Here is a 12,076-nt window from a genome sequence, read left to right on the forward strand (position 1 = left end):
CTTTCTTTTTTCCACGCGAGGAACGGGAGTCTCTCCGGGGGTATGGAAACTGATTGCCCGGGCAACCGAAATTGTGGACGGGGAATTTAACATCTGGCTTCCCACCGTGGAGGATGTGACTCGAAACACAGCCTTTCTCCGGGCCGATGTGAATCTCACGCTGACCCTGCCCTCCACCGTACAGAATGTAATTTCCGTAGGGGGATACAACGCCGCACTGCGCATCTCCACCGTGTTTTCCGGGCGTGGCGCCCTGGGTGAAAACGGGCTACGCACTAAGCCGGATCTGGTGGCACCGAGCGTCAGCGTTCTCACCACCCGAGCTGGCGGTGGGTATGACTCCTATACCGGCACCAGCATGGCCTCCCCCTTCGTAACAGGGGCGGCGGCCCTGATGATGGAGTGGGGCATTGTTCAGGGGAATGACCCGTTTTTATATGGCCAGCGCGTCAAAGCGTTTTTACGCAAAAGTGCCAACCGCCAGTTTTCAGCCGTGTTCCCCAGCAACCAGTGGGGGTACGGTGCGCTGAGCGTTTGTGAAGCCATGGGTGATTTGGTGGAATATACAAGGACGGGGGGCGCTTTCTCATGAACGAGACGGATTCCGACCAGCAGATTCACGATTCTTCGGATACGGTTAAATTTGTTCTTCGGAAAAACGCGTTTATCGATCAACTTCTTCAAAACACCCCCGCCATTCACACCACACAGCTTCTGGCGGGAAGATATCTGGTCTGCTACACCGACATAGTGACCTTTAACAACCTTATCAGCCAGTTTGGCTCCAGTTTTATCAGCTATATCTCTCTCGTGCTGGGCCTTCTTGACAGCACAACCCTGGCGGCAGCAGGAATCATTCAGGTCCACCGGCAGCCCTATCTGGATTTGCGGGGACAGGGCGTGCTGATCGGCTTTGTGGACACCGGAATCGACTATACTCAAAGCGTTTTTCAAAATCCGGACGGCACCAGCAGAATTCAGTATCTTTATGACCAGACAGCAGATGGACCACCTCCCCAAGGATTTTTTATCGGCACGGAATACACCAATGAGCAAATCAACGAAGCTCTGCGCGCCCCAAATCCCTATGAACTGGTTCCGCAACAGGACGAAAGCGGCCATGGCACGTTTTTGGCCTCCGTGGCGGCAGGCGCCGAGTCCGGGGAATTTATCGGGGCTGCACCGGAGTCGGATTTGATTGTGGTAAAGCTGCGCAAAGCAAGTCCTTTTTACCTTGATTGGTTTGCCGTTCCGTCGTGGCAGCAATACGCCTATGAGTCCACCGATATCATGATTGGAGTGGAATACATTATAAAAAAAGCCCGGCAGTTGGACCGTCCGGTGGTGATCTGCATAGGCCTTGGAACCACCTTCGGCGCTCACGACGGCTTTTCTATTTTCGAGGAATACCTCAGCAACATTGCAAACCTTCGTGGCGTGTGCGTGTGTACTGCTGCTGGAAACGAGAGTCAGGCCCGTCACCATATGCAGGGCGTCATTGCAGAAAAGGGCGCCACCCGAAACATTGATTTAAAAGTAGGCAAGGACGCGGGCAACGTTATCCTCGGTATCTGGAACACCATTGCAGATAAAATTTCGCTGTCCGTCCGCTCTCCCACGGGAGAGTTGGTGGGACGGATTCCCTCCCGCCCCGGGGCCTTCAGCCGCTCCAATTTAATTTTGGAAAAATCCGCTGTTCAGGTGGAGTATTACTTTCCCTACGAGAACACGGGGAGTCAGCTTTCTTCCGTCAATATATATAACGCCACGCCGGGCATCTGGACCATTACGCTTTACGGAGATATTATTCTTGACGGCACGTTCCACGCCTGGCTACCTCTCACCGGCTTTGTCTCCCCCACGGTGGAGCTTTTGTCCGCCACCCCCTATTATACCGTCACCTGTCCGTCCACGATGTTTGGCTCCATTAGCTGCGGCGCGTACAACAGTACCACCGGCAGCCTTTATTCTGACTCCTCCTGGGGCCCCACCCGGTTGGACCGGATGGCACCGGACCTCGTGGCCCCGGGAGTAAACGTAGGAGGAATTTTTCCCACAGGTCCCGGCGCCATGAGCGGAACCAGCGTGGCCTCGGCCGTCACAGCAGGCGCCTGCGCATTGATGATGCAGTGGGGCATTCTGGAACGAAACGACATATCCCTGAGTACCTATCAGATTCGGGCCTATTTAATCCGCGGGTGCAACCGCAGCCCCACCATGACCTACCCCAACACCCAGTGGGGTTACGGTTCCCTGAACCTGATTCAGACCTTTAACCTTATGCGGGAGCTGTAATACTCTTATCATTACACTTTGAAAGGAGGCCGTGCAATGGCGATCAATCCGTCTATGCAGCAGTTTCTTGATTCGCCGGACACGGTGGGCTTTGTAGTGCGGGGCAGCGATGAACTGGACCGCCTGATTGAGGAAAATCAGGATATTATCGCCACACAGACCCTTGCGGGACGGTACGTGGTGTGCTACACCACCGTGGAAGCATATCCCCAGCTACTTTCTACACTGGAGGCCGGCTATGTCAGTTCCATCGCGGTAGTTCTAGGCCCTTTATTCGGGCCAGGCTTAAATGAGTCAGGAATTTGCTCCGTCCGGCAGCAGCCCTATATGAACCTGCACGGACAGGGCGTGCTGATGGGCTTTGTTGACACTGGAATCGACTACACGCAAAGCGTTTTTCGCCGGAAGGACGGAAGCAGCAAGATTCATTTTATCTACGACCAGTCCATTACCAGCACACCGCCCAATGGATTTTTTATAGGAACGGAATATACAAACGAGCAAATAAACCATGCACTGGCGTCGGAAAACCCCTATGAAATTGTCCCCTCCCGAGACACTGCGGGCCATGGCACATTTTTGGCTTCTGTGGCAGCTGGGCAGCTTCAAGAAGACTTTAGCGGTGTGGCTCCAGAGACGGAATTGATTGTGGTAAAGCTAAAAAAAGCCCGGACATTCGGACTGGATCTCTTCGCCGTGCCGGAAGAGCAGGAAGATGCATTTTCATCCATTGCCGTGATGATCGGGGTAGAGTACATTGTCCAAAAGGCTCACAAACTAAAGCGACCGGTGGTAATTTGCCTTGGAATCGGCACAAACTTTGCCAGCCACGACGGTTTTTCTATCTTTGAGGAATATCTGAGTGGAATCGCGGCTCTGACGGGTGTATGCGTGTGCTCCGCCACCGGAAATGAAAGCCAGGCCCGCAGCCACACAAAGGGGATCATCACGTCCAAAGGCGACTCCCGGAATATTGACATAAAAGTAGTAAAACCGGAGTCAAATTTTTTTATCTCCATTTGGAGCGCCTTTTCCGACAAGTTGTCCGTCTCCGTTACCTCCCCAATTGGGGGACACGTGCCCAGAAAGCCACCCAAGGATGGCGTTGTTCTCTCTTCAACCTCAGTGATGGAGCACTCTCAGGTACGGGTGGCCAGCTTTTACCCGCTGGAAGGCAGTGGCGGCCAGTTAACCACCGTTCGGGTTTTAAACGCCACACCGGGAGTCTGGACGGTCACCTTGTACGGAGACATTATTCTGGACGGAACTTTTAACGCCTGGCTTCCCATCACGGGCTTTGTTACTCCCGGCGTTGAATTTTTGTATGCGGACCCCTATTACACAATCACCGTACCCTCCACCGCCATGGGCATCATCGCCTGCGGAGCCTATAACAGCGTAACCGGCACCTTATATCCCAACTCTTCCTGGGGCCCCACCCGACACGAACAGGTTACTCCCGACCTTACCGCTCCCGGTGTTAACATCGAAGGCTTTTATCCCACGGGGCGCGGCGTGATGAGCGGCACCAGCCCAGCCACCGCCATCACTGCCGGAGCCTGTGCACTGCTGATGCAGTGGGGCGTGGTGGAAGGCAACGACCCGGCCATGAGCACCAGTCCCATCCGCGCCTATCTTATCCGGGGCTGCGACCGCACCCAGACCTTGTCTTACCCGAATCCCCAATGGGGCTATGGAACGCTGAACCTGCTGAAATCCTTTCAGCTTATGCAAGAAACATAAGGTAGTTTTTAAATTTATAATTACATGTATATTTTCAATACGTCTGGCCATGTAAAGCAATGCACAATTGCCCCAGCACCCGCGATTGGAGGCGATTTTCTTGAATGAGGAAGAACTGAGGGAATTTATTAACTCGCCCGACACCGTTGACTTTATTGTCCGGGGCAATGATGTTCTGGATAATTTTCTGCGGGAAAATCCCAATGTTGTGGCAACCCAGACCCTAGCCCAACGGTATGTGGTCTGCTACGCCAAGGCAAGCGAATTTATGGACATTCTGGGTCGGATGGGAGGCAACTATGTCAGTTCCCTCCCCATCGTACTGGGACTTCTGGGCCGCCCAGAGGTTGAAGCCTCTGGAATCGGAGGCATCCACCGCCAGCCATATCTTGGTTTGCGGGGGCGGGGCGTGCTGGTAGGGATTGTGGACACCGGCATCGACTATACCCAGCAGGTGTTTCGCTATGAGGACGGCACTAGCAAAATTCAGGCCATTTTTGACCAGTCTGGGGTGGGCACCTCTCCAAAAGGATTCTATTTTGGTGCGGAATACACCCACACCCAGATCAACGAGGCTTTGGCTTCGGAAAATCCCTATGAGATCGTTCCCCAGCGAGACACCGACGGCCACGGCACCTTCTTGGCTTCTGTGGCAGCAGGGCGGGAAGTTGGCGACTTTCTTGGCGCTGCCCCGGATGCGGAGCTGTTGATCGTAAAGCTGAAACGGGCACGTCCATACTACACTGACCTGTTTGCCGTTCCCCCTGACCAACCAAACGCCTTTGGCTCCACCGCCGTAATGATCGGGGTAGAGTACATTCTCAAAAAGGCTCAGGAACTAAACCGTCCCGTGGTCATTTGTCTTGGAATCGGAACAAATTCCGGAAGCCACGATGGTTTTTCCATTTTTGAAGAATACCTCAGCGAAATTTCCAATCTGGTGGGCGTATCCCTGTGTGTTGCGGCGGGAAACGAAAGCCAGGCCCGCCATCACACACAGGGGAAAATTGTCGCCGTGGGTGAATTTCAAAACATCGACATCTCCGTAACCAATGAATCCTCCGTCATTTACACCACCATCTGGAGCGGAGTGTCCGACAGATTGTCCGTCGCCGTTCGCTCCCCCACCGGAGAGCTGGCCGCCAGAAGCCCGCCTAAATCCGCAACCGTTACCACCACCAATCTGGTTTTTGAGCAGTCTGCTATTCAGGTGGTGTACTTTTACCCCCTAGAGGGTAGCGGCGGACAGCTCACGGTCGTACGGGTAAGCAACGCCATCCCAGGCATCTGGACCATCATTGTATACGGCGATTTGGTGCTGGACGGCGGGTTCAACGCCTGGCTTCCCCTCACAGGCCTGTCCTCTCCGGGTATTGAATTTTTGGCGGCCAACCCAAACTACACTATCACCGTCCCCGCCACAACCGTGGGAGCCTTGTGCATCGGGGCTTACAACATTGTGGATGACAGCCTGTATCCAAGTTCTTCCTGGGGGCCTACCCGTATCAACATGATCGCCCCGGATCTGTGCGCCCCCGGGGTGAACGTGGAGGGCATTTACCCCACGGGACCGGGCACCATGACCGGCACCAGCGTGGCGACCGCCATCACGGCGGGAGCCTGCGCCCTGATGCTTCAATGGGGCGTGGTGAACGGAAATGACGTATCTATGAGTACCTACCAAATCCGAGCCTACTTAATTCGCGGCTGCCGACGCAGTCCCACGGTTTTTTATCCCAATACTCAATGGGGTTACGGCGCCTTGGATTTGGTCCAGACCTTTAATCTCATGCGGGAAACCCGGTAGCCGCCAAATGTCGGCGTTGAACGCACAGTCTTGCCCCGGCCCGAGGGCCGGGGCACTTTTCCGCACTCGTTTCGGCGTTTCTTTAAGCGCGGATTCCCTCAATTCGGCAGACATTTTGCGGTGTTTCTGACAAATCTATCTTTCTCACGCTTCCTTTTCAGCTCTTCTAATTTGAGGAATTTTACACATTTCCCCTTCCTTCCACTCCGTCTTGCAATTTTTGTTGGGTTCGACCAAAAAGGTGTCCTTTTTTGAGGACTCGTCTGTAAAATATAGGAAATTAAGAGGGGGTGCTTTTATGGAACTGGAGCAGAGGGTTTTGATGCTGCCCATCGGTTGTGTTTTTCCCAATCCGGCCCAGCCCCGGCAGGTTTTTGACCCGGCGGGACTGGAATCGCTGGCCTCCTCCATTCGGGAAAACGGAATTTTGCAACCCCTGACCGTCCGCCGTCAAGGACCGGACCGATGGGAGCTGGTGGCGGGAGAGCGGCGGCTTCGGGCGGCGGGACTTGCGGGACTTGCGGCCGTACCCTGCCTTGAGTGGTCCGCAAACGACGCCGGGGCGGCACTGCTGGCACTGGTGGAAAATCTCCAGCGGGAGGACCTGCACTTTTTTGAGGAAGCAGAGGCCCTCTCCGCTTTTGTGCGCAAAACGGGCATTACTCAGGATTTGGCAGCAAAAAAATTGGGCCTATCCCCCTCTTCCCTCGCCAACAAGCTGCGGCTGCTGCGCCTATCGCCGGAGTGCCGTCGAGTGTTGACAGAGGGCGGCCTCACCGAGCGCCACGCACGGGCTCTTCTGCGGCTGGAGCGGGAGGATGAGCGGCTGGAAGCGGCAAAATACGCGGCTTCCGCCGGACTGAACGTGGCCCAGATAGAGCGGTATGTCACCCGGCGAATTGAATCGGCTCAGCGAACACCTTTTCGCGGGCGGCGGACCTATGTACTCAAGGATGTGCGGCTGTTTCTCAACAGCGTGGACCACGGCCTTCAGCTTATTCAAAGCGCCGGAATAGACGCCCAAAGCCAGCGAGAGGAAACGGAGGAAGCCATAATCCTTACCATCCGCATCCCCCGGGAAGCGAAGCCAAAAGCGCCGGGATTGTTACAGGATTGTAATGTCATTTCTCCAAAAACGTGCTATACTGAGAACCACTAGGTCTATTTTGTTGCAATTCAGAAAGTACGGGGAGGAATACATGGATACTGTGATGGTACAGGAAGCGCAGAAAAAACAATTAAAGCTGCCTTTTGCCATTGCCTTTGTGCTGAGTGTTTTGGCGGCAGGATATGTGGGGCTTTGCGCCTATGCCGCGAACAACGGCTTGCTTTGGAAAAATACGCAGGTTCTGGGACAGAACTTGGGCGGGCTGACGGTGACTCAGGCCGCCCAAAAGCTGGAGCGGACCTTCCCTACTATGAAAATTGGCCTTTATTTATACGACGACGCGACGGCTCAGGTTCCGGAGCGCGCCCCAGTGCCGGACGTTTATGTGGCTTTGGCGGATTTGGGAGCAGAGATTTCCGCGTCCGCTGTGGCCCGCAGCGCCCATCAGGGAAATCTGCAAGGCAATTTTTTCACACTAGGTTGGCGGTATCTCACCAACCCAGGTACATTTTCTGACACGGCGGACCTGATTTCTCTGGACGCGGAAAAAACACAAGCCGCCGCTGAGGCCGCCGCGCAGCTTCTCTCCTTCCCCAGTCAGGACACCACATACAAGCTGGGTGACGACTCTATTTTGGTGCACATGGCCGAAGATGGCCGCACCGTAGTTCCTCAGACACTTGCGCAGAGCATTGAAAGCGGCGCGTGGGATTTGAACCTTGCACTGGATGTTCCCTATCTTGCTGAGCATGCCCGAACGGTTTCCGCTCAGGAGATTTATGACCAGACCTCCGGCGATGTGAAAAACGCAGGATACGATGCCGCCACTGGAACCATAACGCCCGAACGGGTGGGCGCGGACTTTGACGTGGCGCTGGCCCAATCCGCGATGGACGCCGCCAAACCCGGCAGCACCGTGGAAATCCCCGCTGAAATTAAGCTTCCCGCCGTTACGGCGGAGAAGCTTGCCCCCGTTTTGTTCCGGGATTTGCTTGGCTCCTACACCACCCATGTGGGCGGCAGTGCCGCCCGCATCGGCAATGTGAAGCTGTCCTCTTCCGCAGTTAACGGAACGGTTTTGAACAGCGGTGATATTTTTGACTATAATGAAGTGGTGGGCCAGCGGACCGCCGCCCGGGGGTATTTACCCGCCCCCGCCTATGTCCAGGGGGAAACGGTGGACGAAATCGGCGGCGGCGTGTGCCAACCGTCCTCTACGCTGTATCTTGCGACGCTGAAGTCAAACCTTGAAATCGTGGAGCGGTATGCCCACCGCTATGTGCCTGCATACATTCCCAAGGGGATGGATGCCACCGTTAGCTGGGGCGGGCCAAACTATCGCTTCCGCAACAATACCAATTATCCCATTAAAGTTGAGTCGGTTTACTCCAAAGGCTATCTCACCATGTCTCTGTACGGCACCAAAGTGGACGATACCACGGTGAAGATCACCAACAAGACCCTTTCCACCACGCCGTTTTCCGTGGTCTATGAGGATGACGCCGCGCTTGCCGCCGGGAAAGAAGCGGTGAAGGTGACTCCCTACACCGGTTATAAAGTTGAGACATACCGAAATCTTTACGACGGCGAGGGGAACTTGATTTCCAGCACTTTTGAAGCGACCAGCAACTATAAGGTACGCAACAAGGTTGTTTTAAAGGGCCCCGCCCTCGTGGTCAGTCCGCTTCCGGGCGAGCTCCCCGAACAGCCCATTCCCCCGGAAACGCCCGGCACTCTGCCCGAAGAAGAACCCGGCGAAACGACAACTCCTTCGGATGGCACATCTGGCACCGTCACGCCCCCTGTTGATGAAACGCCCGTCTCCGGAGAAACCGGAACAGGCAATGGCGCAGAGCCCGGCCTGGACGCAATTATCTCCCCTTTTCCCTTGCTGTAAGCATCAGCAAGCCATGCGACCAGTTCTTCTTTTCAGTGGAATTGACTTCTGTTAACAACAAACAGCAAAAAGCCCTCTGCTTTAATACAAAATGTATTGAAGCAGAGGGCCATTTTTAAATAACGGAAAAGCACTTAAACTGCCGCCCGGTCAGGCGAGTGCGCAGTCACACCGCGCAGTTTCCGCGCTGCGGGAAGGTAACGCTTTTTTGCCCCTCGTTTGAACCAATGCTCAGCCCCGCTTTTTTTTCAGGCGGCGAATATCCCGTCCGAAAAAGGGCAGTATCTGATACTCGCCCTCAAGTCTCGAGCCAATCTGCGCCCCATATCGTCTGGCAAGCTCCTCCGGGGACAGGTTCGTGTTTAAAATCACCGACCGGCGCTCCAGCAGCCGGGTGTTGACAATTTCGTACAGAGCGCTCTGGACAAAGGAGGTGGTCATCTCCGTGCCCAAATCGTCTAGAATCAGCAGGTCGCAGCGCATGATGCGCTCCACGTCTTCCTCCACGCTCTCGCCCTCGTCCCGGCCAAATTTCCGGTCCTCAAGCCGGGAAAATACGTGGGCCGCGGTGTCGTACACCACAGAAAATCCCGCCGCGCTAATCTCTCCCGCGATAGCGGCGGAGAGGAAGGTTTTCCCCAAACCGGGCTTGCCATACAGCAGCAAATTTCCACCGTGCTTTTTAAACGCATGGGCATAGTTTGCGCAGACCTCGTACACGGTCTCCATGTTCTCCCGGGGCGAGATGCCATAAACCGGGTCCGTGATTTGGTCATACCAATCCATGGAAAAGGTGTCAAAGCTCTGCCCCGCCAGATCCAGCGTGCGGGAGAGTTCCGCTTGCTGTTCCTGGGCATAATATCGCTTCATACAGACACACGCCGCCTCGCCCTTTGTCCCCGCATCGCCACACAATGGGCAGGCGGGCTTGTACTCAAGATCGTCCGGCGAAAGTCCCAAATTCGCAAGGAGCTGCGCCCGCTCCTGCTGAAGGCTGAGATTGCCATCCCGCAGCACCGCAACGGCTGGCCGGGGGTCGGACCCCTTGCGCAGGGCGGAGACGATGATGCGGCTCATGGTCGCCGTCAGCTCCGCGTCGATCTCCCGCAGCCGGGGCGCACGGGCATACGCCTGCTCCTGCCGCCTGCGGAAGGCCTCCTCCCTGCGGCGGCGGTCCGCGTCGAACCGGGCGGATGCCCGGCGCATAATTTTTCCGTCGTAGGACACTCCGCTTCCCCCTTACTCCTTGCCCCGGTGCAGTGCCTGCACATACCGGCGCATTTCCTCCTCCGGCGGGCGCTGATCTCGCCGGGACGGCAGTGTCTGCTGCGTCTGGGGGCGGTCCCCCGCCGTCACTTCCTCCGGCGTGTGCAACCCCGCTTCATGCCAGCGCTTCAGGATACCATTTATGTAGGGCCACTTCAGCTCGTGGCACTTAAAAATCGTTTTTTCATAGGCAAGGGCCACCGTCTCCGGCAAAAAGCCCCATTCCTGCCATCCGGCCAGATATTTTTCCTCTGCCGCCACAGGCGACCTGTCCCCCAACTGGAGAACCCGCATATAGGCGGGCAGAGCCTCCTGCCTTCGGGCGTATTTTTTTAGATACTCCGCCGCCGCACTTTGGGTATCAAGCCCCATGCGTGCCCACGCGTACCCCTCTTTTTCAATCTGACGCAGGGTGGGACGGCGACCCTCTCCATAACGCAGGCGAATGCGCTCTGCGCAGTGGCACACGAGAAGGTAAATCACGTCGGAGGGCAGGCCCAGATAGTCGTAAAGGCCCAGCAGGGTCCCCATGTCCGGCGTGGAGAGTTTTTTCCCCAGCTTCCGTTCCACCTCAACGGCAAGGCCGCGAAACACCATGTCCCCTTCCAGCGCCACGGTCACGTCCTCCTGCCGATAGTCCGGCCGCTCGTCCGACGGCTCGGGAATCTCCGCCGCCGGAGCAGACACCAGCTCCAGCTGGCGCAACACTGCCTCCGCCGCTTCGATGCGACTTCGCTCCCAGCGCAGTTCCCCCGCAAGGGAGCGGGGCTGGGTAAGCCCCTGATGACGCAGCAGCGCCAGATACAGAAGGGACGCGTCTCCGTCTCCCCTCTCTAAAAGGCGGCGCAGCGCGGCCCCGGATACGGTGACGCTTTCGTCTCCCAAATGCTTTAAAATTCCCGCCACTCGGCGCGCCTCCCTTCTGTCTTACGGCAGCGCCGCCCACCAAGGTGCGCGAAATTGACCGTTCTCCCGAGGACTGAATCGCCCCAGCTTTTTGACATTCCCCATTGTATACGACTTGAACGCTTCTGACAAGCCCAAAACTTTGCCCTAACGTGGAAAAAAGCTGGAATCCTGCGGGCATGTATGATATAATACTGACTTATAAAAATGGGTTATTATGCCGCGCCCAGGCGGCAGCTTTAAAAGAGGAGGAATCACAGGATGAATACCCGTGTCACCGTGACGATCTGCGGAGAGGACTACAATTTTGTGGCGGACGAATCTCCGGAATACATGGAGCGAGTGGGCGCTTTTGTAGGCAAAAAAATGGACGAGCTGCTCACCGTCGCCAAGGTGGGCCGGACCGATGCCGCGGTTCTTACCGCCGTCAACATCGCGGACGAGCTGTTTAAATCCTATGAGGCGGCAGAAAAGCTGCGCTCCGAGATTAAAAACTACGCGGACGAGGCAGGCCGTGCCCAGGGTGAGGTTTCCGATTTGAAGCGGGAGGTGTTCCGCCTTCAGCAGAAGCTGGACGCCAAGGGCGGCGGAAACGGAAACCGGCGCTGATGCGGCCCGAGCTTCTCTCCCCCGCCGGATCCCCGGAGTCCCTTCGCGCCGCCGTGGAGTGCGGCGCGGACGCGGTATATCTAGGCTGGGGCAGCTTTAATGCCCGGCAAAGCGCGAAAAACTTTTCCGATGAGGACTTTTCCGAAGCTCTGAAATACTGCCATGAGCGGGGCGTTAAGGTCTATTTGACGTTGAATACACTGGTGTCCGACCGGGAGCTGGACGCCGCCCTTGCCTGCGCGAAAACTGCGTCCGCTCTGGGTGTGGACGCGGTGCTTGTGCAGGATTTGGGCCTGTTTGACCTGCTGCGCCGCACCCTGCCGGACCTTCCGCTCCACGCCAGCACGCAGATGAGTCTGTTCACATCCGGCGGGGCCTGCGAAGCGGCCGCAGACGGGTGCGAGCGGGTGGTCATTGCCCGGGAATGCTCCCGGGAGGATACGGC

At 56.3% G+C, this 12,076-nt stretch carries 10 protein-coding genes; 8 read left to right on the forward strand and 2 right to left on the reverse strand.

Translation table 11 applies throughout. The features are described 5' to 3' along the window. The 6 genes from RT018_RS11470 to RT018_RS11495 form a co-directional block, all read left to right on the forward strand. On the forward strand, positions 1 to 592 hold a 592-nt coding region (locus RT018_RS11470; protein WP_312942079.1), incomplete at its 5' end, for a S8 family serine peptidase. Next, a complete protein-coding gene (locus RT018_RS11475; RefSeq protein WP_312942082.1) occupies positions 589 to 2,295 on the forward strand; it encodes a S8 family peptidase in 1,707 nt (568 codons plus the stop codon). The genes RT018_RS11470 and RT018_RS11475, both read left to right, overlap by 4 nt. A 36-nt stretch (positions 2,296 to 2,331) precedes the next feature. After that, positions 2,332 to 4,038 carry a S8 family peptidase gene (locus RT018_RS11480; protein WP_312942085.1) on the forward strand — a complete coding sequence of 569 codons (1,707 nt, stop codon included), beginning with the start codon at positions 2,332 to 2,334 and terminating at the stop codon, positions 4,036 to 4,038. 100 nt (positions 4,039 to 4,138) lie between these two features. Further along, a complete protein-coding gene (locus tag RT018_RS11485; protein ID WP_312942088.1) occupies positions 4,139 to 5,845 on the forward strand; it encodes a S8 family peptidase in 1,707 nt (568 codons plus the stop codon). 298 nt (positions 5,846 to 6,143) lie between these two features. Beyond that, a complete protein-coding gene (locus RT018_RS11490; RefSeq protein ID WP_312942091.1) occupies positions 6,144 to 7,004 on the forward strand; it encodes a ParB/RepB/Spo0J family partition protein in 861 nt (286 codons plus the stop codon). A 40-nt stretch (positions 7,005 to 7,044) separates the two neighbouring features. Beyond that, a complete protein-coding gene (locus tag RT018_RS11495; protein WP_312942093.1) occupies positions 7,045 to 8,850 on the forward strand; it encodes a VanW family protein in 1,806 nt (601 codons plus the stop codon). 231 nt (positions 8,851 to 9,081) lie between these two features. Here RT018_RS11495 and RT018_RS11500 read toward each other — a convergent pair whose 3' ends face one another. Further along, on the reverse strand, positions 9,082 to 10,077 hold the full coding sequence (locus RT018_RS11500) for an ATP-binding protein (RefSeq protein ID WP_312942096.1): 996 nt from the start codon (positions 10,075 to 10,077) through the stop codon (positions 9,082 to 9,084). 12 nt (positions 10,078 to 10,089) lie between these two features. Continuing rightward, positions 10,090 to 11,022 (reverse strand): DnaD domain protein, encoded by a 933-nt coding sequence (locus RT018_RS11505; protein ID WP_312942097.1) that lies wholly within the window; start codon positions 11,020 to 11,022, stop codon positions 10,090 to 10,092. Positions 11,023 to 11,283: 261 nt separating this feature from the next. Between RT018_RS11505 and RT018_RS11510 the strand changes: the two genes are divergently transcribed. After that, positions 11,284 to 11,631 carry a cell division protein ZapA gene (locus RT018_RS11510; protein ID WP_312942100.1) on the forward strand — a complete coding sequence of 116 codons (348 nt, stop codon included), beginning with the start codon at positions 11,284 to 11,286 and terminating at the stop codon, positions 11,629 to 11,631. After that, the coding region (locus RT018_RS11515) for a peptidase U32 family protein (protein ID WP_312942104.1) at positions 11,631 to 12,076 on the forward strand (446 nt) is incomplete at its 3' end. The genes RT018_RS11510 and RT018_RS11515, both read left to right, overlap by 1 nt.

The organism is Oscillibacter sp., assembly GCF_032060045.1.
In the GTDB taxonomy this organism is placed as follows: domain Bacteria; phylum Bacillota; class Clostridia; order Oscillospirales; family Oscillospiraceae; genus Oscillibacter.